Here is a 23,347-nt window from a genome sequence, read left to right on the forward strand (position 1 = left end):
GGTTGATAGGCCAGATATGGAAGCCTGGTAACGGGTGGAGTTGACTGGTACTAATAGGCCGAGGGCTTGTCCTCAGTTGCTCGCGTCCACTGTGTAGGTTCTGAAGTAACGAACTCGCCTTGTTGGCTGGAGTTTGTTTTCTTCATAGTGTTTCGGTGGTCATTGCGTTAGGGAAACGCCCGGTTACATTTCGAACCCGGAAGCTAAGCCTTTCAGCGCCGATGGTACTGCAGAGGGGACTCTGTGGGAGAGTAGGACGCCGCCGAACAATTTTTCAGCTCCGGTTCCTGGACCTTTTGGTTCGGGAACCGGAGCTTTTTTGCGTTCCCGGACACTCATCACACCCACGAATGCAGGGTTATGGCTATGTTGCTTCCCGGGATATCTGTATGGGGGTGTGGCGGAACAGCGGTGCCGTGTGGAAGTTCGAGTGCACCTGCGTCCGAGATCCTGCCCGTAGCCCTGTAGCCCTGTAGCCCTGTAGCCCTGTAGCCCTGTAGCCCCGTAGCCCCGTAGCCCCGTGTTGTGTGGAGTTGTGCTGGGCGTGAGCTGGTGGGTGGAGAGGCTTGTTAGAGGCGGCCGGTGGACTTGAGGGTGAGGTAGGCGTCGGCGAGGTCGGGGGCGAGGTGGTCCGGGGTGGAATCGATGACGGTGATGCCCTGGTGGCGCAGGCGGTCGGCGGTGCGGCGGCGGGCGGTGCGGGTCTGTTCCGCGGCTGCTGCTGCGTAGACGGCCTCAGGGGTGTGGCGCCCGGCGGCCATCTCTTCGATGCGGGGGTCGGCCACGGCGGCGACGATGAGTTCGTGCCGCTGGGTGAGTCCGGGGAGGACCGGGAGCAGTGCTTCTTCCACGGGCGCGGTGTCGAGGCCGGTGAAAAGGATGATGAGGGAGCGGCGTGGTGCGCTGCGGTGAATGGTCGCGGCCAAGCCGCGGGCGTCCGCCTCGATGAGTTCTGATTCGAGGGGCGCCAGGGCGTTGGTGAGTGCCGGGAGGAGGTCGCGTGCCGTGCGGCCCTGTACGGAGGCGCGTACGCGGCGGTCGTAGGCGAGGAGATCCACCCTGTCGCCGGCTCGTGCGGCGAGAGCTGCGAGCAGGAGTGCGGCGTCCATGGAGGCGTCGAGGCGAGGGATGTCGCCGACGCGTCCGGCCGACGTGCGACCGGTCTCCAGGACGAGCAGGATGCGGCGGTCACGCTCGGGGCGCCAGGTGCGGACCGCGACGGCCTGCCGGCGGGCGGTGGCGCGCCAGTCGATGGAGCGGGTGTCGTCGCCCGGGGTGTAGTCGCGGAGGCTGTCGAATTCGGTGCCTTCGCCGCGGGTCAGAATGCTGGTGCGGCCGTCGAGTTCGCGGAGCCGGGCCAGCTTGGCCGGGAGGTGTTTGCGGCTGGTGAAGGGCGGGAGTACGCGCACGGTGCCCGGTACGTGGTGGCTTCCCTGCCTGGCGGCGAGGCCGAGTGGCCCGTGGGAGCGGACGGTGACGCGGACGGCGTGGTGGTCGCCTCGGCGGGTGGGGCGGAGCACGGTGGTGAGGCGGCGGCGTTCCGCGCCGGGTATCCGGACCGTGTGGTGGGACGTGGGAGCACTGGTGTCGGTGGTGAGGGTGCTCGGGGGCCAGGCATCGCGGATGGTGGCGCGCAGCGTGCGGCGGTCCGGGTTGGTGACGGTGAGGTGCGTTTCCGCCTCTCCTGTTAGTCGAACGGATGTGTCACCGGTACGGGTGAAATGGAGCTTTCGCACTGGCGCGGCGAGGGCCAGATCGCACAGGATTGCTATCAGCAAGGCGAGTTGGACGGTGAGGATGCCGAGCCAGCTGGGGAGTGCGAAGCCGACGAAGAGGGCTCCGAGTGCGGCGATGAGGGCGGTGCGTCCGGTGAGGGCCACGGTGTCGTCTCAGCGGGGGACGGGGAGGTGGGCGAGTACGGCGTTGATGACGGAGTCTGCGGTGACTCCCTCCATCTCGGCTTCCGGGCGGAGCTGGACGCGGTGGCGGAGTGTGGGGAGCGCGAGGGCTTTGACGTCGTCGGGGGTGACGTAGTCGCGACCGGTGAGCCAGGCCCAGGCGCGGGAGGTGGAGAGCAACGCGGTGGCGCCTCGTGGGGAGACGCCGAGGGAGAGTGAGGGGGAATCGCGGGTGGCACGGCATATATCGACGATGTAGCCGGCGACGTCGGGGGAGACAGCGGTCTTGTCGACCGCGGTCCGGGCGGCTTCGAGGTCGGCGGCGGAGGCTGCGGGGCGAAGGCCCGCCGCGGTCAGGTCGCGTGGGCTGAAGCCGTCGGCATGGCGGGTCAGGATGTCGATCTCGTCCTGGCGGGCCGGAAGCGGGACTGTGAGCTTTAGCAGGAAGCGGTCCAGTTGGGCCTCGGGGAGCGGATAGGTGCCCTCGTACTCCACCGGGTTCTGCGTGGCGGCGACGAGGAACGGCTCGGGGAGGGGACGAGGTGTTCCGTCGACGGTGACTTGGCGTTCTTCCATCGCTTCGAGCAGGGACGCCTGGGTCTTGGGAGGGGTGCGGTTGATTTCGTCGGCGAGAAGGAGGTTGGTGAAGACGGGGCCAGGCTGGAAGGAGAACTCGGAGCTGCGCGTGTCGTAGACGAGGGATCCCGTGACGTCGCTGGGCATCAGGTCCGGGGTGAACTGGACGCGCTTGGTGTCGAGTTCGAGTGCGGCGGAGAGTGCGCGGACGAGCAGGGTCTTGGCGACGCCGGGGACGCCTTCGAGCAGCACATGTCCGCGGCAGAGCAGGGCCACGACCATGCCGGTGACTGCGGGGTCCTGGCCGACGACGGCCTTGGCGATCTCGGTACGCAGGGCCTCGAGTGAGGCTCGGGCACTGTCAGCGGTCGGGGTGCTCACGGGGGGCGTGCCTCTCTTGGGAAACGATCGAGGTGGTGAGGTCGTCGAGGTGATCGGCCAGGCGCACGAGGGCCTTGTCGTCGGCCGGTGCCGGGCCGAAGAGGAGCCCGGGAAGGTCGGCCGGGGCGTCGGTGGCCTCGGGGAGATGGGCGCGGACGGCCGGAAGAAGGATGTCGGGGGTGTGGGCGTGCGCGGGAGGCACGCCGATGAGGGGGGCGAGCCGGGTGCGGGTCGCTGAGCGCAGGACCGCTGAGGCCCGGTCGCGGGCGTTGACCTGCTGGTAGAGGCGGGCGTGTCCCTCCGTGGTCTCAGCGGCCGGGACGGTGACCGGGAGCCGCTCGGGGACGAGAGGGCCGAGTCTGCGGGCACGCCAGAGGGCGGCGAAGCCCGCGGCGCAGGCGAGTTGGAGCAGCCCCCAGCTCCAGCTGGAGGGGATGAGGTCGAGGAATCCGCGTTGATCGTGCTGTGCGGATGCCGGGTCGCTGAGGGAGGGGAGGTACCAGACCAGATGGTGGTGCGCGCCGAGAAGTTGAAGGGCGAGCGAGGCGTTGCCTTGCTCGGCGAGACGGTGGTTGTAGAGGAAGTCGGGGGAGCCGAGGAGCAGGATGTCCCGGCCCGCGTCGGGGGCCGGCAGGCGCAGGAGAGTGGGGAGGCCGTTGGCGGAGTAGCAGCTGTCCGTAGCCGTGCCGGGCGGCGCCGCGTAGCGCACACCTCCCATGAGGGCATCTCCGGCTCGTCGCGCGTCGGGCAGGGCGCAGCCGGGTGTCCGCGGCGCAACGGTGGCCGGGGCCTCCGCCTTAACCTGCGGGGCGAAGGGCTTGAGCGCGGTGGCGCTCGGGGCGAGGAGGACGGTGCGGCCGGTGGTGTGCGCGGTCGCGGTGCGCAGCCCCGTCAGCTGCCGTCGGGTGAGGACGTCCGGGTCGCTGACGAGGAGCGTGGTGCCGGGTCCGGTAGCGGCGGCGGCTTCTTCGGCTGTGGTGACGACCTTGGTGGTGACGCCGTGGTCCGCCAGCAGCATGGCGAGGGCCCGGCTTCCGAGGCGGTCGGCCGAGCGGGGGTCGAGCCGGCCGTGCTGCTGGCCGGACTGGAGCGCGGCGAGAACCACGCCGCAGATGACGAGGAGCAGCAGCGCGTACAGGAGTCCGCGGGACCGCATCCATATGCGGCGGCCGGTAGGCGTGAGGGAGGACGCGCTCGCGGTGGTGGCGCTCATTGCCGACTCCCGGTGGTGGGGGTCGGCAGGTGGGGCTTGGCCTGTTGTAGGTCCGTGTCGAGGGCGCTCATCAGGGCGTATGCGTCGGCGGTACCGGGGTGGCCGCCGTACGTGATGTCGTCGAAGGCGCGGGCCGCCGCGCGCAGCCGCTCGGCGTGCGAGGGGAGCGCGCGGCCGGCCTCGGTTGCCGCCTCGTCGGCGGTGCGCCCCGGCCCCGGAGTGAGCAGCACTCGCTCTTCGAGGGAGAGCACGATCGCTCGTAGGCGTTCTTGGACCGCGTGGCTCCAGTGGCCCTCGATGGCGTACCGGTCGGCGGCGGCGCGGTGTTCGGCCGCGGTGCGGGGTGCGTCGGCGAAGAGGGCGCGGCTGGGGGCCGGTGTGCGGCGGATCGCGCCGAGCCGCAGCCGGAGTGCCACGAGGAGCAGGACGACGACGGCGACGATGACGAGCAGGCCCGTCCAGCCGCCCGGTGTCACGCCGGCTGCCGCTTGGAAAAGCGCGTCGACGTGGTTCCAGAACCAATTGAGGGCGCGCTGGACGGGGTTGGGGTCGTGCTGGTGGTACCGCGGGTCGGACAGCTCGCGCTCCGCCGCTTCGCGGGCAGGAACGCGAGGTATTCGCACCGGCCCGTCGTCGTCGGGCCGTGCCATGAGCCGGCCCAACGCGACCGTGATCCCCCCTGTGGTCACCGCATCAGCTTCCCGGAGCGGGGTCGGTGGGCTGCGGTCCGGAGCCGTCCGCGGCGGTCGGATCGGTGGCGGGGGAGCTGCCGGGCTCGGCCTTGGTGAGGTCGGCGGCGCCCGTGGGCCTGGGCTCGGGGATGGTGGCGTCCGGTCCGGTGGCCGGCGGGGCCGTGGGGGTGGCCGTTGCGGTACCGGCGGTTCCGGTGGGCCCCGTGGTGCCGTCCGGGTGCGTGGCGGGGCTGCCCGAGGGGGCTGCCGGGGAGCCCGTGGTGGGGTGGCCGCCGGCGCGTGGCTGCGGGGTGGTGGCCTGGGTGCCGTAGTCGGGGAGGCCGGCGGCGCGGGCGAGTTCGAGGTCGAGGGCCTCGCGGCGGATCCGCTGGTCCATGTAGAGGAGCGCGGTGACGCCGGCGCTGATCGGGAACGTGATGGCGGAGCTGATGACGGCGCCGACTCCCAGGACGGTCAGGAACGTCCAGCCGGTCGAGTCGCCGGTGCCGTTGGCCCAGTCCATGAGGGTGTCGCCGTCGATGAGGAAGGCGATCAGGGTGGCGGGGATCTGGACGATGAACTCGACGATGCCGATCAGCACGTACGTCAGCAGTTGGATGCCCAGGACGCGCCACCAGGAGCCGCGGACGAGCTTGGCGGAGCGCCGCAGCGACGCGAAGACACCCTGCTTCTCCAGCATCAGAGCCGGCGAGGCGAGGCTGTAGCGGACCCACAGCCAGACGGCGGTCACGGTGCCGGCCAGGCCGCCGAGCAGGCCGAGCGCCAGGCCGGCGGAGGCGGAGCCCAGCCCGACGAGGAAGCCGGGGACGGTTCCCGCCACGATGACGGCGGTGAGGAGCAGCGGCAGCAGGATCAGCAGGCCGAAGAGCCGCGGCAGTTGGGGCCGTGCCTCCCGCCAGGCTTCCCCGGTGGTGACCGAGCGGCCGAGGACGGCCCGGCTCACGACGATGGTGAGCAGGCCGGTGGCGATGATCGTGGCGAGCAGTCCGACCACCGAGGTGAGGGCGCTGCCGGCGAGCGCGTTGGCGGCCTCGCGGAGTGCCTCGCCGAACGGGGCGTCCGGGGAGATCTCCAGGGTCGTCGTCCTGCCGGTGTCCTGGAACCACACCCCGGTGATGAGGGTGATGGCGGTCTGCGCGACGATCGCGATGACCAGCGAGACACCGAGAACGGTGCGCCAGTGGGCGCGCATGGTCGCCACCGCGCCGTCGAGGATCTCGCCGACGCCGAGCGGGCGCAGCGGGATGACACCGGGCTTGGCCGCCTGGGGGCCGGGGGCCCAGCCGCCGCCCCAGCCGGGGCCGCCGTTCGGGCCGGGCGGCCGGGTGCCGCCCCAGCCTGCGCCGGAGGCGGCGCGCCCGCGGGTGCCGGGGCCGCCCTGACCGGGGATGGTGCCGGGGGCGGACCACTGACCTGCGGGCGGCTGCTGCTTGGACCAGTTCGGCGGCGCGGGCTGCTCGTCGGTCCCGGGCTGGTCTTCCGGTGCGGGTGGTGGGGTGGGGTGCTCCTGGGTGCCGCGGTCCGGCTCGTCGGAGGGGGCGGATCCGGGCGAGGCCCAGCCCGGAGAGTTGTTCATCGTCGCTCCTTCATGCTGCCCGTCCGCCTGGGCGGGCGGGGACCGGCGTCCGCGGTGGCAGTCATCGTGTCATGGCGGGTGGTTTCGCGTACCCGGGGCCTGAGGGGTAAGGGACCTTCTGTTCGGACGTCGGTCACCGGCAGACTGAGCGGATGGTCGATCGGTGCGAGGAATCAGGAGCGGGCGTCGCGATGCCCGCTGTCCCGTCGTTGCGTTGGGCGGATCCGCCCGAAGGGCCGGTGGTGGTGCTGCTCGATCAGACCCGGCTGCCTGCGGAGGAAGCCGAGTTGGTCTGTGCGGATGTGCCTGCGCTGGTGCAGGCGATCCGGACGCTGGCGGTGCGCGGTGCGCCGCTGCTGGGTATCGCGGGTGCTTACGGCGTCGCGCTGGCCGCGGCCCGTGGGGACGATGTGGAGGAGGCGGCCGAGGCGCTGGCGCATGCCCGGCCGACGGCGGTCAATCTCGGGTACGGCGTGCGCCGGGCGGCTGCCGCGTACCGGGCGGCGACGGGCGGCGGCGCCGGTCAGGAGGCCGCCGCGGCGGTCGCGCTGGCGGAGGCACGTGCCGTGCACACCGAGGACGCCGAGGCCAGCAAGCGGATGGCGGAGCACGGCCTGCGGCTTCTTGAGGAGCTGCTGCCGGCCGGCGGCCACCGGATTCTCACGCACTGCAACACGGGTGCCCTGGTGTCGGGCGGCGAGGGGACCGCCCTGGCGGTGGCGCTGGCGGCGCATCGCGGCGGTGAGCTGCGTCAGCTGTGGGTGGATGAGACACGGCCGCTGTTGCAGGGGGCGCGGCTGACCGCGTTCGAGGCGGCGCGGGCGGGGATGCCGTACGCGGTGCTGGCGGATGGCGCGGCGGGTTCGTTGTTCGCCGCCGGAGAGGTCGACGCGGTGCTGATCGGCGCGGACCGGATCGCGGCGGACGGAGCGGTCGCCAACAAGGTGGGCAGCTATCCGCTGGCGGTGCTGGCCCGGTACCACCACGTGCCGTTCGTGGTGGTGGCGCCGATGAGCACGGTCGATCCGGGGACCGCGGAGGGCGCGGACATCGAGGTGGAGCAGCGTCCGGGGCGGGAGGTGACCGAGTTCGCGGTGCCGTCGGAGCGGGGTGCCGGTGCCGGGATTCCGGTCGCTCCGGCGGGATCAGGGGCCTACAACCCGGCGTTCGACGTCACGCCTGCGGAACTGGTGACGGCGATCGTGACGGAAGCCGGTGTGGTGTCTCCGGTGACCCGGGACGGGCTCGCGGAGCTGTGTTCCACGTCACGATGGAGTTCGTCACGATCAGGCAATGGGATGATGGCCGAATGAAGGGACGCGTCCTGGTCGTCGACGACGACACCGCACTGGCAGAGATGCTCGGCATCGTGCTGCGCGGCGAAGGCTTTGAACCGTCGTTCGTGTCGGACGGCGACAAGGCGCTCGCCGCCTTCCGCGAGACCAAGCCCGATCTTGTCCTGCTCGACCTGATGCTGCCCGGACGGGACGGCATCGAGGTGAGCCGGCTGATCCGGGCCGAGTCCGGGGTGCCGATCGTCATGCTGACCGCGAAGAGTGACACCGTGGATGTGGTGGTCGGGCTCGAATCGGGCGCGGACGACTACATCGTCAAGCCGTTCAAACCCAAGGAGCTGGTCGCGCGGATACGGGCCCGGCTGCGGCGTTCGGAGGAGCCGGCGCCCGAGCAGCTGGCCATCGGTGACCTGGTCATCGATGTGGCGGGGCACTCCGTGAAGCGGGACGGGCAGTCGATCGCGCTGACGCCGCTGGAGTTCGACCTGCTGGTGGCGCTGGCGCGGAAGCCGTGGCAGGTGTTCACGCGTGAGGTGCTGCTGGAGCAGGTGTGGGGGTACCGTCACGCGGCCGACACCCGGCTGGTCAATGTCCATGTGCAGCGGCTCCGTTCCAAGGTCGAGAAGGACCCGGAGCGGCCGGAGATCGTGGTGACCGTGCGCGGCGTCGGCTACAAGGCGGGGCCCAGCTGATATGAGCCGGGACGGTTCGGCCCCGGGGGGAAAGCGGGGGCGCACCGTCGACCCGGCGGGTGATATGTCCTTTTCTGGGCGGCTGTCGGCGAAGCTCCTGCGGGGCGGCCAACTGCTGCCCGACGGCGCGGTCAGCGGCCCCGTCCACCCGCTGCTGCGGCTGTTCAGCCGCTGGGTGCGGCGTCCGCTGCTGCCGGCGCTGCGGCTGTGGCGGCGGAACATCCAGCTCAGGGTGGTCGCGACCACCCTGCTGATGTCGCTCGCCGTGGTGCTGCTGCTCGGCGTCGTGGTCGTCGGGCAGGTCCGCAACGGACTGCTGACCGCCAAGGCACAGGCCGCGCAGAGTCAGGCGGTGGGCGGTTTCGGCGTGGCCCAGAAGCTGGCCGACGGCGCGGGGGCGGGAACCACGGACGCCGACGACGCCGCTCGTACCGGCAATCGTGGCACCCAGGACTCCGCGACCTGGCTGACCAGCCTGGTCGAGCAGCTGGCCAGTGGTGGCCAGGGCGTGTTCTCGGTGGTGGCGCTCAGTTCGGACACGGAGGAGCCGTTCGGCGACGCCAGCCGCGGCACGCGTGGCCCGCGTGCCTCCGGGGACGTCGATCCGGAACGCAGCGTGCCGCCCGAGCTGCGCCGGAAGATCGAGACGAACACCGGCACGTTCCGCGAGTACACGCAGATCAAGCGCATCGGGTCGGACGACGGCGTGCCGGCCATCATCATCGGCAAGCGGCTGAACGACGCGAACAGCAACCAGTACCAGCTCTACTACCTCTTCCCGTTCACGCAGGAAGCGGAGTCGCTGAAGCTGGTGACGGGCACTCTCGCGACGGCCGGTGTGTTCGTCGTGGCGCTGCTCGGGGCGATCGCCTGGCTCGTCGTGCGGCAGGTGGTCACGCCGGTGCGGATGGCGGCGGGCATCTCCGAGCGGCTGGCCGCCGGTCTCCTCCAGGAGCGGATGAAGGTCACCGGTGAGGACGACATCGCGCGGCTCGGCGAGTCCTTCAACAAGATGGCGCAGAACCTCCAGGTCAAGATCCAGCAGCTGGAGGAGCTGTCCCGGATGCAGCGCCGTTTCGTCTCCGACGTCTCGCACGAGCTGCGGACGCCGCTGACGACCGTCCGTATGGCGGCGGACATCATCCACGAGGCGCGGGAGGACTTCGATCCGGCCACGGCGCGTTCCGCCGAGTTGCTGCGCGGGCAGCTCGACCGGTTCGAATCGCTGCTCGCGGAGCTGCTGGAGATCAGCAGGTTCGATGCGGGCGCCGCGGCGCTGGAGGCCGAGCCGGTCGATCTGCGGGATGTGGTGCACCGCGTCATCGAGGGCGCCGAACCGCTGGCCGAGCGGACCGGCACCCGCATCGTCGTGCGCGGCGCCGAACATCCGGTGATCGCGGAGGCGGACTCCCGGCGGGTGGAACGGGTGCTGCGCAATCTCGTCGTGAACGCCGTCGAGCACGGTGAGGGCCGCGATGTCGTGATCCGGCTGGCGTCGGGCGGCGGTCGCCGCGACGGCGCGGTCGCCGTCGCGGTGCGCGACTACGGTGTCGGGCTGAAGCCGGGCGAGGCGGCCCGCGTCTTCAACCGTTTCTGGCGAGCTGACCCGGCGCGGGCCCGTACGACGGGTGGTACGGGACTGGGGCTGTCCATCGCCGTGGAGGACGCCAGGCTGCACGGCGGCTGGTTGCAGGCGTGGGGCGAGCCGGGCGGCGGTTCGCAGTTCCGGCTGACCCTGCCGCGTACGGCGGGTGAGGCGCTGCGCGGCTCCCCGATACCGCTGGAGCCGGAGGACTCGCGGCGCAACCGCGGGACTGCGGGGGCGGCGGACCAGGAGGCGGCGCCCGGCAGCGGAGCCCGCACGCCGGAGCGGCCTGAGGGCGTACGGGGCGGGGAAGCGGCGCGCGGGCCGGGTGCGCGCCCCGCGGCGACCGAGGACGGCGCTTCCGACGGCGGGCCGGTGGACGACGAGGGACAGGGCGCGGATCGAGAGGGCGGGCTGCGTGGACGCTGAGCACGGACGGGATGTGGACGCGGCGCCGAGGGACCGCAGCGGCGGCGCCGCAGGAGCGGCGCGTGCTGCGCACACCCCCGCAGGGCCGGTGCGGGCCGCGCACGCCCCCGCAGGTGAGCCTGCCCGCAGGCCCGCCGACCGGCCCCGGGCGGCGCGGGCCACGGCCCTGCTGGGCGCTGCGGCGCTGCTGCTGGCCGGCTGCGCCTCCATGCCGGACAGCGGGGAGGTCAAGTCCGTCGAGCAGTCCCCGCGTTCCGACGGGGACTCCCAGGTGCGGGTGTACGGCGTGCCGCCCCAGGACGGGGCGCAGCCGACCAATATCGTCCGCAGCTTCCTCGACGCGACGACCAGTGACGAGGCGGACTTCCGCACGGCCACCCAGTACCTGGCCAAATCCGCGCGGCAGACCTGGCGGCCGTTCCTGGTGACCAATGTCCTCCAGGAGCGCCCCAAGCCGGAGCCGAAGGTGATGCCGCACGGCCAGGATCCCGACGGCTACACGGTCACGCTCTCCGGCAGCCAGGTGGCGACGGTGGACGACAACCACGCGTACACGCCCGAGGAGAAGCCGTACCACCAGACGATCCACCTCATCAAGGAGGACGATCAGTGGCGGATCGACCGGCTGCCGAACGGGCTGGTACTGGGGCAGTCCGACTTCCAGCGCATCTACCAGTCCGTCAACAAGTACTACTTCGCCTCCTACAAGACGGAGTCGGAGGAGCCGAAGGCGCGCCGTAACGTCCTGGTCGCCGACCCAGTCTACCTGCGGCAGCGGATAGATCCGGTCACGGCCAGCGTGCAGGCGCTGCTGTCGGGCCCCAGCAACTGGCTTGACCAGGTGACCTCTTCGGCGTTCCCGCCCGGTACCCGGCTGGCGAGCCGCAGCCTGGCGCTCGACGACTCCAACGCGTTGCAGGTGAAGCTCAGCAGGCAGGCGGTGAGCACCGACACCGACCAGTGCAAGCGGATGGCCGCTCAGCTCTTCTTCACTGTCCAGGACATGACCAGGGCGTCCAAGATCAGTGAGGTGGAGCTCCAGGACAACAACGGCAACTCCCTGTGCGTGCTGGGCCAGGAGCAGGCGGAACGCGATTTCGCGCCGCACCGGCGCGCCGGGCACACCGCCGATGAGTACTACCTGGACGCTGATCGCAAGCTGGTCGCCATGTCGGACACCGCCACGGAACCGACGCCGGTGCCCGGCCCGTTCGGCTCGGGGAAGTTCCCGCTGAGCTCGGTCGCCATCTCGCGCGACGAGGACACCGCGGCAGGCGTGTCGACCGACGGCAGGTCGCTGTACGTCGCCCCGATGGAGGACGGTGCCGTGCACGGCGGGCCGCTGCTGGCAAGCGCGGTCAAGAACGGCCTGACCGCGCCCAGTTGGGACGGCCTGGGGGACCTGTGGATCGCGGACCGCTCCGGGCGCTCCGGCGGCGGCTCACGGCTGCTGCGGATCCGCGAGGGCAAGAGCGACCCCGAAGAGGTGGCGGTGCCCGGTCTGGGTAAGCGGCGGATCAAGGCGATCCGGGTCGCGGCGGACGGCATCCGGATCGCGATGCTGGTCGAGGACAAGGGACGCACGACGCTTCAGCTCGGCCGGGTCGAGCGGGGCGGCTCGTCGGCGCACCCGGAGCTTTCGGTCGAGGAACTGCGGCCGATCGCGCCCCAGTTGGAGGATGTGGTCGCCGCGTCCTGGGCGGGCGGCAGCCGGCTGGTGGTCGTCGGGCGGGAGTCCGGTGGCGTGCAGCAGATGCAGTTCATGGAGACGGACGGTTCGGCGTCCAACGCGGAGACGCTGCCCGGCGTCAACGGCGTGAAGGCGGTGGCCGCGTCGGAGGACGAGACCAGGCCGCTGATCGCGGACGCCGATGACGGCATCGTGCGGCTGCCTCCGGACGCGAACTGGAAGACGGTGGCCAAGGACGGTTCGGTGCCGGTCTACCCGGGGTGACCCGGTGGGCCGGAGACAGCGGCGGGGAGGGGCGGCCCTCCCCGCCGCTGCGTCGTTCCGGGGGCCGCCGACCGGCCGTTCCGCGGAGTTATCCACAGGGGTGGCGGCGGTGTGCGGACGGCGGGACAGTGGAGTCATGCGGGGCGTGTGGCGGGAGCTGGCCGGTCTGGTGCTGCCGGTCGACTGCGCGGGGTGCGGCCGGCCGCGTACGGAGCTGTGCGCCGCGTGCCACCGGGCGCTGGCACGCGGCGGACGGGGTGCCGGGCGGGTGCGGCTCGCGCCACGGCCACGGGGGCTGCCCGAGGTGTGGGCCGGTGCGGTCTACGCCGACGAGGTGCGGGCCGTGCTGCTCGCGCACAAGGAGCGAGGCGCGCTGCGGCTCGCCGAGCCGCTGGGTGCGGCGCTGGCGGGCGCGGTGCGAGGGCTGGGCGTGCGGCGGGCGGGCGCCGGGCCGCTGCTGCTCGTGCCGGTGCCGTCGGCCAGGAAGGCGGTGGCCGGGCGTGGGCACGACCCGGTGCGCAGGATCGCGCTGGCGGCGACCGCTGAGTTGCGGCGTACCGGAGTGGCCGCGTGGGTGTGCGCGGGGCTGCGGCAGCGCCGGGCGGTGGCCGATCAGGCGGGGCTGAGCGCCCGGCAGCGGTCGGCGAACGTCGCGGGTGCCATAGAGGTGCGGGGCGGGGTCCGCGGGCCGTCTGCGGCGGCGTCAGTGGTGCTGGTGGACGACCTGGTGACGACGGGGGCGACGCTCACGGAGGCGGCGCGTGCGGTCGCGGCGGCGGGCGGTGAGGCGGTCGGGGCGGCCGTGGTCGCGGCGCCGCGCGGCACCTTCGTCGCCGTTCGGAACGGAACGTGAAAGCTCAGCGTTCCAGGTAATGAGGAGGAAAAGTCACTCAAACGGAGCCGGAGGCGGTGAGGGGGTGCCGACACCCGTCCGGGCGAGCTATGTTCGGTTGTGAGGACTTGGCGGACGCTTTGCATCGAATGTCGTGCTGAGTGCGTTCAGGGGCATTCGAGGCGACCCTGAAAAGGGGGGGAGTGGAGATCTTGTCCTCGGGGGAGGAGGAGGTGAAAGTCGCCAAGTCCGAGGCTTCGGCACCCACCGGAGCCTGGTGCAAGAAGGAATTGCTCCGCCCGTAGTGCGGGGCGATCCGGGAACGGAGTTCTGCGTGGACATCGTCGTCAAGGGCCGCAAGACCGAGGTGCCCGAGCGGTTCCGCAAGCACGTGGCCGAGAAGCTGAAGCTGGACAAGGTCCAGAAGCTCGACGGCAAGGTGATCAGCCTGGACGTCGAAGTGTCCAAGGAGCCCAATCCCCGGCAGGCCGACCGTTCCGACCGAGTGGAGATCACCCTTCGCTCCCGTGGCCCGGTGGTCCGGGCCGAGGCGGCTGCCGGCGACCCGTACGCCGCGCTGGATCTGGCCACTGCCAAGTTGGAAGCGCGTCTGCGGAAGCAGCACGACAAGCGCAACTCGCGTCGCGGCAACGGCCGCATCCCGGCGAGCGACGTCGCCGTCAGCGTTCCCGATGCCGCGAGCCTGAACACCCATGGTGAACTCGCCGTGGACGCGGCGGTTGAGGAGAGGGTGCCGACCAAGAAGATGGGCTCGCTGGACGTGCAGGGTGAAGGCCCCCTGGTCGTCCGCGAGAAGACCCACTCCGCGGCACCCATGGCTCTCGATCAGGCGCTCTACGAGATGGAGTTGGTCGGTCACGACTTCTATCTCTTCGTCGACGCCGAGACCAAGCAGCCGAGCGTCGTCTACCGGCGGCACGGCTACGACTACGGCGTCATCCACCTGAACCCCGATTCGTTCGGGGAGGAAGGGCCCGGCGGCGCCGGCGGCGCCCTCGGCGGCTGACCTCATCCGTTCGGTGCCCCTGGCGCGTGCCGGGGGCACCATCGTGCCTGCGGAGGCCCGGAGTTGAGGCCGTATAGAGTTGGTGCCAGCCATGGAGTACGAGGGCACGTGATGGCGTGGTGCCGGGGAGACGGTCGTATGGCGTTGTTCGGGCTGGCCGCAGGGGGCTGTTGTCAACCAGCCTTATTTCCAAGCTCAGGCCGTACGGCCGAGTAGTTGACGGGGAGGGATGATGGGGGACAGCTTCGGGCCCGTGCGCGGCGACGCGGACGATGACGGAAGCGGTGCCGGGGGCGGTGACGGGATGCGGACGAGCATGCCGCGCAAGGAGCCGATCAGGGTCCTGGTGGTGGACGATCACGCGCTCTTCCGGCGTGGTCTGGAGATCGTTCTGGCCCAGGAGGAGGACATCCAGGTCATCGGCGAGGCCGGTGACGGCGCAGAGGCGGTCGACAAGGCCGCGGATCTGCTGCCCGACATCGTGCTGATGGATGTCCGGATGCCCAAGCGCGGCGGTATCGAGGCGTGCACCTCCATCAAGGAGGTGGCCCCCAGCGCGAAGATCATCATGCTCACGATCAGCGACGAAGAGGCCGACCTCTACGATGCGATCAAGGCCGGGGCCACGGGCTATCTGCTCAAGGAGATCTCCACCGACGAGGTGGCGACCGCGATCCGGGCCGTCGCGGACGGACAGTCGCAGATCAGCCCGTCGATGGCCTCCAAGCTCCTGACGGAGTTCAAGTCGATGATCCAGCGCACGGACGAGCGGCGCCTGGTGCCCGCGCCCCGGCTCACCGACCGTGAGCTGGAGGTCCTCAAGCTCGTCGCCACGGGCATGAACAACCGCGACATCGCCAAGGAACTCTTCATCTCCGAGAACACCGTGAAGAACCACGTCCGCAACATCCTGGAGAAGCTGCAGCTGCACTCCCGGATGGAAGCGGTGGTGTACGCGATGCGGGAGAAGATCCTGGAGATCCGCTGACACGGGCGGAGCGGGCCGACGGCCGGCAGCACCGTGGACGGCGCCGGTCCGTACGGCTCCTTCCCGGCCGGTCAGCCGCCTATGAGGGTCAGCTCGCGGCGCAGCGCGGCGGCGAGTGACGCGTCGTCGCAGCGCTCCACGCGGACCGTGTCACAGCCCACCCAGCCGGCCGCTTCGTAGAGCGCCTGGGCCATCGGGCGGACGGCTTTCGGGCCCTTCATCGAGACCTGGCGGGCGATGAGCGTGCTGCCCTCGCGCGCCGGATCCACCCGGCCCACCAGATGCCCGCCGGCCAGCAGGGGCATCACGAAATAGCCGTGTATCCGCTTCGGGCGGGGGACGTACGCCTCCAGGCGGTGGGTGAAGCCGAAGACGCGTTCCGTACGAGGGCGGTCCCAGATGAGGGAGTCGAACGGCGAGAGCAGCGTCGTGCGGTGCCGGCCGCGGGGCGGGGCGGCGAGGGCCGCGGGGTCGGCCCAGGCGGAATCGGCCCAGCCCTCGACCTCGACGGGCAGCAGGCCGGAGTCGGCGAGCACGGCGTCGACCTGGTTCTTCTTGAGGCGGTGGTAGTCCGCGAGGTCCGCGCGGGTGGCCACGCCCATCGCGGCACCGGCCTGCGCGACCAGCCGCCGGATGCACGTGGCGTCGTCGAGGTCGTCCTTGTACAGCCGCTCGGGAACGGCGCGTTCGGCGAGGTCGTACACCCGCTTCCAGCCGCGGCGCCGGGAGCAGACCACCTCGCCGTACATGAGCGCGCGCTCCACGGCGACCTTCGACTCGCTCCAGTCCCACCACTCCCCGCCGTTCTTCGCCCCGCCCAGCTGGGTGGCGGTCAGCGGGCCATCGGCCGCGAGCTGGGAGATCACCGCGTCGTACGCGGACTGCCGCAGCTCGTGGTGCCACTGCGGGCGGGCTCGGTAGGCGCGGCGGCGGAAGGCGAAGTGCGGCCACTCCTCGATGGGGAGGATGCAGGCCGCGTGCGACCAGTACTCGAAGCTGTGGGTGTCGCTCCAGTAGGCAGCCTCGATCTCGGGGCGGCCGACCGCGCCGAGCCTGGCGTACGGAATCAGCTCGTGCGACCTGGCGAGCACGGAGATCGTGTCCAGCTGCACGGCGCCCAGGTCACGCAGCACACCGCGCACCCCGGCGCCGCGGTCGGGCGCGCCCAGCAGGCCCTGCGCGCGCAGCGCTATCCGGCGCGCGTCATCACGCGACAGGGTGGTCACGGGCTGCGGTCCAGGCGGTGTCACTGCGGTCATGCCGAAAGAGTAGGGGCGGCCACTGACATCGCGCCGGGGCTGTGGACAACCGCCGGTTCCCGCGGCATCCGTCGGAGCCGCAGGAACCGGCCGCCACCGCGGGACGTCCGGCCGCTCAGCCGGTGTACGGCAGATACGGGGTCGTCCCGGATCCCGTCCCTCCGGGGACACCGGGCGCACCGGTGGTGCCCGCGGTTCCGGACGGTCCGGTGGAGTCCGGCAGATCCGACGGGAGCAGGGAGCCGATCCACATGTCGCGGCGGGTACCGGCGCGTACCAGCTTGGCGCGGAGCGTGCCCTCCATGTGGAAGCCGGCCTTGCGGGCGACCGCCCGGGAGCCTTCGTTTCCGGCCTCGGCGAGCCATTCCAGCCGTTCCACCCCCAGGTCGTGGAAGGCCCAGCGCGCCACCGCGCGGGCCGCCTCGGCGGTGTACCCCCGGCCGCGCCGCTCCTTGGCGGTCCAGTACCCCAGCTCGGCCTGGTGTCCCGGAGCGCGCAGCTGGGCGAGGCGCACCAGGCTCATCGCGCCGATCAGGGCTCCGTCCTGCCGGGAGCACACGGCGAAGGAGTATTCGGTGTCCTGGCGCCAGCTTTCCGGGCAGCGGGTGCCGACAAAGATCTCGGCGTCCTGGAAGGAGTACGGCGACGGCACGGGCGTCCAGCGCGGGATGTCCGGGTCCTGGCACGCCGCGTGCACAGCGGCGGCGTCGGATGGGGCGAAGGGGCGCAGGACGAGGCGCTCGGTGGTGAGAGTGACAGGCTCCATGGAGGGAGTGTGCTGGGCGGCGGCGGGCCGCGCGACGGGATTTCGGGGTGGCGCCCGGCACCTTCCCGCCGCCTCGCGCGTTCACGGGAGGAGGGGATACCGGGCTTCGCTGCGGCGGACCTCCCGGCCCGGCAGCGTCCTCCTTTACGATGGCCGTTGCGGCGGGGCCTGCCCCTTGGAAAAATGCCGCGCCCGCGCACTCGACCGTGCAGGCCCGACCGGCAAGGAGACCAGCCCAAGTGTCCGTCTTCAACAAGCTCATGCGTGCAGGCGAAGGAAAGATCCTGCGCAAACTGCACCGCATCGCGGGCCAGGTCAACTCCATCGAGGAGGACTTCGCGGCCCTCTCCGACGCCGAGCTGCGGGCGCTTACCGACGAGTACAAAGAGCGCTACGCGAACGGCGAGACCCTGGACGACCTGCTGCCCGAGGCGTTCGCCACCGTCCGTGAGGCCGCCAAGCGCGTGCTCGGCCAGCGTCACTACGACGTCCAGCTGATGGGTGGCGCGGCCCTTCACCTCGGATACGTCGCCGAGATGAAGACCGGTGAGGGCAAGACCCTCGTCGGTACCCTGCCGGCGTATCTCAACGCGCTCTCCGGCGAGGGTGTCCACCTCATCACGGTCAACGACTACCTGGCCGAGCGTGACTCCGAGATGATGGGCCGGGTCCACAAGTTCCTGGGCCTGGAAGTCGGTTGCATCCTCGCCGACATGACGCCGGCGCAGCGCCGCGAGCAGTACGGCTGCGACATCACCTACGGCACGAACAACGAGTTCGGCTTCGACTACCTCCGCGACAACATGGCCTGGTCGCAGGACGAACTCGTCCAGCGGGGCCACAACTTCGCGATCGTCGACGAGGTCGACTCCATCCTCGTCGACGAGGCCCGTACGCCGCTGATCATCTCCGGCCCCGCCGACTCCGCCACCAAGTGGTACGGCGACTTCGCGAAGTTGGTGCGCCGCCTGAAGAAGGGCGAGGCCGCCAACCCGCAGCGCGGCGTCGAGGAGACCGGCGACTACGACATCGACGAGAAGAAGCGCACCGTCGGTATCCACGAGTCCGGTGTCAGCAAGGTCGAGGACTGGCTGGGCATCGACAACCTCTACGAGTCGGTGAACACCCCGCTCGTCGGTTACCTCAACAACGCGATCAAGGCCAAGGAGCTGTTCAAGAACGACAAGGACTACGTCGTCATCGACGGCGAAGTCATGATCGTCGACGAGCACACCGGCCGTATCCTCGCCGGCCGCCGCTACAACGAGGGCATGCACCAGGCCATCGAGGCGAAGGAAGGGGTGGAGATCAAGGACGAGAACCAGACGCTCGCCACGATCACCCTCCAGAACTTCTTCCGCCTCTACGGCAAGCTCTCCGGCATGACCGGTACGGCCATGACCGAGGCCGCCGAGTTCCACCAGATCTACAAGCTGGGCGTCGTCCCGATCCCGACGAACCGCCCGATGGTCCGCATGGACCAGGCCGACCTGATCTACCGCACCGAGCCCGCGAAGTTCGACGCGGTGGTCGACGACATCGTCGAGAAGCACGGGAAGGGCCAGCCGATCCTGGTCGGCACGACCTCCGTCGAGAAGTCCGAGTACCTCTCGCAGCAGCTCAACAAGCGCGGCGTCTCCCACGAGGTGCTCAACGCCAAGCAGCACGACCGGGAGGCGTCGATCGTCGCCCAGGCGGGCCGCAAGGGCGCCGTGACGGTCGCCACGAACATGGCGGGCCGCGGTACGGACATCAAGCTCGGCGGCAACCCCGACGACCTCGCCGAGTCGGAGCTGCGCGGGCGCGGCCTCGACCCGGTCGAGCACGTCGAGGAGTGGGCCGCCGCGCTGCCGGACGCGCTGGAGCGTGCCGAGGCGGCGGTCAAGGCGGAGTTCGAAGAGGTCAAGGAGCTGGGCGGGCTCTACGTCCTGGGCACCGAGCGGCACGAGTCGCGGCGGATCGACAACCAGCTGCGCGGCCGTTCCGGCCGTCAGGGCGACCCCGGTGAGTCCCGCTTCTACCTTTCGCTCGGTGACGACCTGATGCGGCTGTTCAAGGCGCAGATGGTCGAGCGGGTCATGGCGATGGCCAACGTCCCGGACGACGTCCCGATCGAGAACAAGATGGTGACCCGGGCGATCGCCTCCGCCCAGTCCCAGGTCGAGCAGCAGAACTTCGAGACCCGCAAGAACGTCCTCAAGTACGACGAGGTGCTCAACCGCCAGCGCGAGGTCATCTACGGCGAGCGCCGCCGCGTCCTGGAGGGCGAGGACCTGCAGGACCAGGTCAAGCACTTCATGGACGACACCATCGACGCCTACATCCAGGCGGAGACGGTCGAGGGCTTCGCCGAGGAGTGGGACCTGGACCGCCTGTGGGGCGCGTTCAAGCAGCTCTACCCGGTCAAGGTCACGGTCGAGGAGCTGGAGGACGAGGCCGGCGACCGCGCCGGGATCACCGCGGACTTCATCGCCGACGCCATCAAGGAGGACATCGCCCAGCAGTACGCCTCCCGTGAGGAGCAGCTGGGTTCGGACGTCATGCGTGAGCTGGAGCGCCGTGTGGTGCTGTCCGTCCTGGACCGCAAGTGGCGCGAGCACCTCTACGAGATGGACTACCTCCAGGAGGGCATCGGCCTGCGCGCGATGGCCCAGAAGGACCCGCTGGTCGAGTACCAGCGCGAGGGCTTCGACATGTTCACCGCGATGATGGAGGGCATCAAGGAGGAGTCCGTCGGCTACCTGTTCAACCTGGAGGTCCAGGTGGAGCAGCAGGTCGAGGAGGTCCCCGTGGAGGAAGCCGCCGCGCAGACGTCGCTGGACAAGGACGTGCAGGAAGCGGTGCCGGCCGGCGCGGGCCGTCCGGAGATCCACGCCAAGGGCCTGGAGGCGCCGCAGCGGCCGGACCGGCTGCACTTCTCGGCGCCCACGGTCGACGGTGAAGGGGGCGTCATCGAGGGCGACTTCACCAGTGACGAGGACGGCGAGGCCCCGGCCCGCTCGGAGTCGGACGGCCTGACGCGCGCCGAGCGCCGCAAGGCCCAGAAGGGTGGCCGCCGCCGCAAGAAGTGAGCGGCAGCCGCTGCGGTCGATGAGGGCGGAGCCCCGGGTGATTCCCGGGGCTCCGCCCTCGTTCGTTGGGGGGCGGGGGCGTGGCCCGTGTGCCGTCGGGCCTCCCGGGGCGGGCTACGGATTCCGCTGTTCCCGGTGGGGGTGCGGGGCGGCGCCGGGGCCCGTGAGGGTGGCCCGGACGGCGGGGGTCGGGCCGATGTCCAGGGCGGCGCAGCGCCAGCGGGCGTCCGCGCCCAGTTCCAGGCGGAACGCGAGGGCGCGCAGCCGTTCGCCGGACGCGATGCGGGCGAACGCCTCGATGACGCCCTTGCGCGGCCGGTACAGGCCGCAGTCGCGCACGGTCGGGACGGCGCGGGAAGGCCCGCCGGGGCCCGGGGCGGGCCGCAGTGGCGCGAGCGGCGCCAGTTCCACCAGCCGGTCGTAGGCGGCGGGCAGCGCGTGCCCCAGCAGCGCGTGAACGGGGCGCTCGCCGGTGAGGGTGAGCAGCAGCTGGTGCGCGAACCAGTGGTGCGGCCTGCGCTCGTGAGCGCGGCGCTGAGCGCCCGGCGTCGGCAGCGGGGCCGGCTGCACCGCCCGCCGGCTCGCAGCCGCCGCAGTGGCCGCCGAGCGGCCGGGTGAGGGGCGGCCCGCGGCGGGGGCGGTCCCGGCGCGGCCGGTGGGCCCGGTGCCCGCCCGGCCGGCGGGGCCGGCTGTGCCGCGTCCTCCCGGAGCGGCGCGGCGGGCCAGGGCGCGGCCGGAAGCGGGGCGGCGCGGCGGCGGGGCGGTCCGGCCCCTGGCGCCACCGGGAGGGGTCTCTTCGGGGGCCGCTCCGGGGGCGGGTGCCTCGCCGGGGTCCGTCGTTCCGGGGGAGGCGTCCGCGGATGCCTGTGGCTGTGACTGATTCGGCTTCTGCTTGTGCTTGTGCCTTTGCGCCTGTGCCGGGACGCGGTCCTGTCCGGAACGGGCCGGTGTTCCGGCCGTTGATGCTCCGGTCCCGGTCCCGGTCCCGGTGGCAGGCGCTTCCGTCGCGTCCGTCCGGATGGTGGTGCCGGACGGGGCCGACGGGTCCGCCCCAGTGGTCGTGTCGGTCGGGGCGCGGCGGGGGTGCGGGACGGTGGGGGTGTCCGGGCCGACGGGGGCCGGGGGCGGTGGGACGGGCCCCGGGAGGGGTGTCTGCTGCGGTGCGGTGGTGGTGCGTGGTGTGGTCGTGGTGCCGGTCATGTGGTCGCCCCCGTTCTGCCGGGCCCGGTTGTTTACCGGGCAGTAGCTTCGGTGGGAGTTCTTCTATCGGCGCGGACGGGGCGGCGGCAACGTGCGGCGGACGAAAGCCAGGGCCGCACAAAATTCACCGTTGCGGGTGACAGGGGCCTGAACAAGCCTCGGAACGGGTGCGCGGGCGGCCCCGGGAGGGCGCGGGGCGGTCCGTACGGTCACCTCGATGGGGGACGTGCGCCCGTATGCTGGCTGGCGTCTCCCAGGGACGGGGCACTGCTCCGGGCTCGACGAATTGAGTGAAAGCGACGGTCATGCGCGTCTATGTTCCCCTGACCCTTCCCGGTCTCGCCGAGGCGCACGGGAACGGCGCCCTGGGCCCCGGCCCCCTGGACGCGTACGCCGTCACGCCGGCGCTGCGCGAGTGGTACGTCTCCGACGACATCGAGGAGCTGGAGTACGCGGCGCTGAACCGCGCGGCCCAGGCTTCGCTGCGGCAGCTGGCGGGGCACCCGGATGCGGCCAGGCGCCGGGTCGTGGTGGCCGTGGACGTGCCGGAGGGTACGGCGGTGGCCGATCCGGACCGCGGTCTGGACCGCGGGGCGCTGGGTGAGGTGCGGATCGCCGGGCCGGTGCCGATGACGAAGGCGGCGTCGGTGCATGTGGACTCCGCGGACGCCGAGGCGGATGTCGCGGCTGCCGCGGCGGCGCTCGGTGCGGCGGATCAGGGCGACGCCGATGCGCAGTTCACCGTCGACGGCGCGGAGGACCACGACCTGATGTGGTTCGGGGTGCAGGAGATTCCGCAGCTGGTCAGCTGAGGGCCGCGGCGGTCCGGCGCGGCTTGTGCCGCGGCCGTTCCCGCTGCCGCCCTGCGCCCGGTGTGTGATCCGCCGCGCCCCGCGTGTGCCTCGGCGGCCACGGCACGGTGGCGCGCGGCCGGGGCGTTGTCAGTGGGCGCGGGTACCTTTTTCGGTGTGGGGAAGGCCGGGGACGGAGCAGGGGGCAGGACATGGAAAGGCACACGACACACCTCGTCTGGGACTGGAACGGCACGCTCTTCCACGACATCGATGCCGTGCTGGGGGCGACGAACGCCGCGTTCGCCGTGATCGGTCTTGAGCCGATCACGCTGGAGCGCTACCGCGAGCTGTACTGCGTGCCCGTGCCGCTCTTCTACGAGCGGCGGATGGGGCGGATGCCGACGGACGCCGAGTGGCTGGTGATGGACGAGGCGTTCCACCGGCACTACAGCGAGTACCGGACGCGCTGTGCGCTCGCCGACGGTGTGGACGGGCTGCTGGCCGAGTGGCTGGCGGGCGGTGGCAGCCAGTCGATCCTGAGCATGTTCGGCCATGACGAGCTGATACCGCTGGTGCGCGGCTTCGGCATCGAGTCGCACTTCCTGCGGGTCGACGGCCGGAAGGGGGCCTGGCGCGGCGGCAAGAGCGCCGACATGGTGCGGCATCTGGCGGCGCTGGAGAGCGTGGAGCCGGGACGTACGGTCGTGATCGGGGACGCGGTGGACGACGCGGTGGCGGCGCGGCACGCGGGGGCGCGGGCGGTGCTCTACACCGGTGGCTCGCACAGCCGCGGCAGCCTGGAGGCCGCGGGTGCCGGGGTGCCGATCGTCGACAGTCTCGCGGAGGCGGTCGAGGCAGCGGCGAGCCTGGCGGCGTAGCCGGATCGTCGGGCCGGACCACCGACCCCGACCGGACCGGCCTCCGGGGCTGATCGCCGTTCCGTCGTCGGCTGTTGAGGCATCGCATATTCCGTCCGCCGCGCCGTTGTTCGGAACGGCCAAGTTCGGCGTGGGGTTTTGTACGCACAAGCCCCATGACGGCATCGGTGCGAAGAGCGATAGCCTTGCAGCGTGATCAGCGCGATAACCCGCGGGGGCGTCGAGGCCCCTGCTGTGCGCC

The 23,347-nt window shown here is 71.5% G+C and carries 18 protein-coding genes and 1 rRNA gene; 11 read left to right on the forward strand and 8 right to left on the reverse strand.

All coding sequences use genetic code 11. The features are described from left to right. Positions 1-151: 151 nt before the first annotated feature. A 5S ribosomal RNA gene (rrf, locus tag ACIBK8_RS03270) occupies positions 152-268 on the forward strand. Positions 269-569: 301 nt separating this feature from the next. Here the strand turns inward: rrf and ACIBK8_RS03275 are convergent. Genes ACIBK8_RS03275 through ACIBK8_RS03295 form a run of 5 tightly spaced genes read right to left on the reverse strand, consistent with a single transcriptional unit; the run spans position 570 to position 6,336 of the window. Next, on the reverse strand, positions 570-1,880 hold the full coding sequence (locus ACIBK8_RS03275; RefSeq protein WP_399039800.1) for a DUF58 domain-containing protein: 1,311 nt from the start codon (positions 1,878-1,880) through the stop codon (positions 570-572). A 9-nt stretch (positions 1,881-1,889) separates the two neighbouring features. Next, on the reverse strand, positions 1,890-2,855 hold the full coding sequence (locus tag ACIBK8_RS03280; protein WP_399039801.1) for an AAA family ATPase: 966 nt from the start codon (positions 2,853-2,855) through the stop codon (positions 1,890-1,892). Next, positions 2,836-4,068, reverse strand: a complete 1,233-nt coding sequence (locus ACIBK8_RS03285) for a DUF4350 domain-containing protein (RefSeq protein WP_399039802.1) — start codon at positions 4,066-4,068, stop codon at positions 2,836-2,838. Before ACIBK8_RS03285 ends, ACIBK8_RS03280 begins: the two co-directional genes overlap by 20 nt. Further along, positions 4,065-4,757 carry a DUF4129 domain-containing protein gene (locus ACIBK8_RS03290; protein WP_399039804.1) on the reverse strand — a complete coding sequence of 231 codons (693 nt, stop codon included), beginning with the start codon at positions 4,755-4,757 and terminating at the stop codon, positions 4,065-4,067. Before ACIBK8_RS03290 ends, ACIBK8_RS03285 begins: the two co-directional genes overlap by 4 nt. Before the next feature lie 4 nt (positions 4,758-4,761). Further along, positions 4,762-6,336 (reverse strand): hypothetical protein, encoded by a 1,575-nt coding sequence (locus ACIBK8_RS03295; RefSeq protein WP_399039805.1) that lies wholly within the window; start codon positions 6,334-6,336, stop codon positions 4,762-4,764. Positions 6,337-6,527: 191 nt separating this feature from the next. Between ACIBK8_RS03295 and mtnA the strand changes: the two genes are divergently transcribed. The 7 genes from mtnA to ACIBK8_RS03330 all read left to right on the forward strand — a co-directional run bounded on the left by mtnA (position 6,528) and on the right by ACIBK8_RS03330 (position 15,138). Further along, a complete protein-coding gene (gene mtnA / locus ACIBK8_RS03300; protein ID WP_399039806.1) occupies positions 6,528-7,649 on the forward strand; it encodes an S-methyl-5-thioribose-1-phosphate isomerase in 1,122 nt (373 codons plus the stop codon). Beyond that, the gene (mtrA, locus tag ACIBK8_RS03305) at positions 7,646-8,323 is read left to right on the forward strand and encodes a two-component system response regulator MtrA (RefSeq protein WP_227050578.1); all 678 of its coding nucleotides are present in this window, start codon (positions 7,646-7,648) and stop codon (positions 8,321-8,323) included. Before mtnA ends, mtrA begins: the two co-directional genes overlap by 4 nt. Before the next feature lie 64 nt (positions 8,324-8,387). Then, positions 8,388-10,337, forward strand: a complete 1,950-nt coding sequence (gene mtrB / locus ACIBK8_RS03310; protein ID WP_399039807.1) for an MtrAB system histidine kinase MtrB — start codon at positions 8,388-8,390, stop codon at positions 10,335-10,337. An 88-nt stretch (positions 10,338-10,425) separates the two neighbouring features. Beyond that, on the forward strand, positions 10,426-12,291 hold the full coding sequence (locus ACIBK8_RS03315) for an LpqB family beta-propeller domain-containing protein (protein ID WP_399040275.1): 1,866 nt from the start codon (positions 10,426-10,428) through the stop codon (positions 12,289-12,291). 136 nt (positions 12,292-12,427) lie between these two features. After that, entirely contained in the window at positions 12,428-13,144 is a 717-nt protein-coding gene (locus ACIBK8_RS03320; RefSeq protein ID WP_399039808.1) for a ComF family protein, read from the forward strand. A gap of 313 nt (positions 13,145-13,457) precedes the next feature. Continuing rightward, entirely contained in the window at positions 13,458-14,150 is a 693-nt protein-coding gene (hpf, locus tag ACIBK8_RS03325; protein ID WP_393685866.1) for a ribosome hibernation-promoting factor, HPF/YfiA family, read from the forward strand. Positions 14,151-14,382: 232 nt separating this feature from the next. Further along, complete coding sequence (locus ACIBK8_RS03330) at positions 14,383-15,138, forward strand: response regulator (RefSeq protein ID WP_399039809.1); 756 nt, start codon at positions 14,383-14,385, stop codon at positions 15,136-15,138. A gap of 71 nt (positions 15,139-15,209) precedes the next feature. On the opposite strand, the gene ACIBK8_RS03335 is transcribed toward ACIBK8_RS03330, so the two are convergent. Both ACIBK8_RS03335 and ACIBK8_RS03340 read right to left on the reverse strand, forming a co-directional pair. Beyond that, positions 15,210-16,397, reverse strand: a complete 1,188-nt coding sequence (locus ACIBK8_RS03335) for a winged helix-turn-helix domain-containing protein (RefSeq protein WP_399039810.1) — start codon at positions 16,395-16,397, stop codon at positions 15,210-15,212. A 115-nt stretch (positions 16,398-16,512) separates the two neighbouring features. Further along, entirely contained in the window at positions 16,513-17,163 is a 651-nt protein-coding gene (locus ACIBK8_RS03340) for a GNAT family N-acetyltransferase (RefSeq protein WP_399039811.1), read from the reverse strand. Positions 17,164-17,402: 239 nt separating this feature from the next. Between ACIBK8_RS03340 and secA the strand changes: the two genes are divergently transcribed. Next, positions 17,403-20,234 carry a preprotein translocase subunit SecA gene (secA, locus tag ACIBK8_RS03345; RefSeq protein ID WP_393685859.1) on the forward strand — a complete coding sequence of 944 codons (2,832 nt, stop codon included), beginning with the start codon at positions 17,403-17,405 and terminating at the stop codon, positions 20,232-20,234. A 114-nt stretch (positions 20,235-20,348) separates the two neighbouring features. On the opposite strand, the gene ACIBK8_RS03350 is transcribed toward secA, so the two are convergent. Then, positions 20,349-20,804 (reverse strand): Rv3235 family protein, encoded by a 456-nt coding sequence (locus ACIBK8_RS03350; protein ID WP_399039813.1) that lies wholly within the window; start codon positions 20,802-20,804, stop codon positions 20,349-20,351. Positions 20,805-21,739: 935 nt separating this feature from the next. Between ACIBK8_RS03350 and ACIBK8_RS03355 the strand changes: the two genes are divergently transcribed. After that, entirely contained in the window at positions 21,740-22,246 is a 507-nt protein-coding gene (locus ACIBK8_RS03355; protein ID WP_399039814.1) for a DUF6912 family protein, read from the forward strand. 191 nt (positions 22,247-22,437) lie between these two features. Beyond that, a complete protein-coding gene (locus ACIBK8_RS03360; RefSeq protein WP_399039815.1) occupies positions 22,438-23,106 on the forward strand; it encodes an HAD family hydrolase in 669 nt (222 codons plus the stop codon). Positions 23,107-23,347: the final 241 nt, after the last annotated feature.

The organism is Streptomyces sp. NPDC050161 (assembly GCF_044460025.1).
Taxonomy (GTDB): Bacteria; Actinomycetota; Actinomycetes; order Streptomycetales; family Streptomycetaceae; genus Streptomyces.

What these genes read in the sequence shown, in the direction of transcription:
- ACIBK8_RS03285 (WP_399039802.1), bottom strand. Translation starts at nt 4,068, where the DNA reads ATGAGCGCCACCACCGCGAGCGCGTCCTCCCTCACGCCTACCGGCCGC.
- ACIBK8_RS03295 (WP_399039805.1), bottom strand. Translation starts at nt 6,336, where the DNA reads ATGAACAACTCTCCGGGCTGGGCCTCGCCCGGATCCGCCCCCTCCGAC.
- mtnA (WP_399039806.1), top strand. Translation starts at nt 6,528, where the DNA reads ATGCCCGCTGTCCCGTCGTTGCGTTGGGCGGATCCGCCCGAAGGGCCG.
- mtrA (WP_227050578.1), top strand. Translation starts at nt 7,646, where the DNA reads ATGAAGGGACGCGTCCTGGTCGTCGACGACGACACCGCACTGGCAGAG.
- mtrB (WP_399039807.1), top strand. Translation starts at nt 8,388, where the DNA reads ATGTCCTTTTCTGGGCGGCTGTCGGCGAAGCTCCTGCGGGGCGGCCAA.
- ACIBK8_RS03320 (WP_399039808.1), top strand. Translation starts at nt 12,428, where the DNA reads ATGCGGGGCGTGTGGCGGGAGCTGGCCGGTCTGGTGCTGCCGGTCGAC.
- ACIBK8_RS03330 (WP_399039809.1), top strand. Translation starts at nt 14,383, where the DNA reads ATGGGGGACAGCTTCGGGCCCGTGCGCGGCGACGCGGACGATGACGGA.
- ACIBK8_RS03335 (WP_399039810.1), bottom strand. Translation starts at nt 16,397, where the DNA reads ATGACCGCAGTGACACCGCCTGGACCGCAGCCCGTGACCACCCTGTCG.
- ACIBK8_RS03340 (WP_399039811.1), bottom strand. Translation starts at nt 17,163, where the DNA reads ATGGAGCCTGTCACTCTCACCACCGAGCGCCTCGTCCTGCGCCCCTTC.
- ACIBK8_RS03355 (WP_399039814.1), top strand. Translation starts at nt 21,740, where the DNA reads ATGCGCGTCTATGTTCCCCTGACCCTTCCCGGTCTCGCCGAGGCGCAC.
- ACIBK8_RS03360 (WP_399039815.1), top strand. Translation starts at nt 22,438, where the DNA reads ATGGAAAGGCACACGACACACCTCGTCTGGGACTGGAACGGCACGCTC.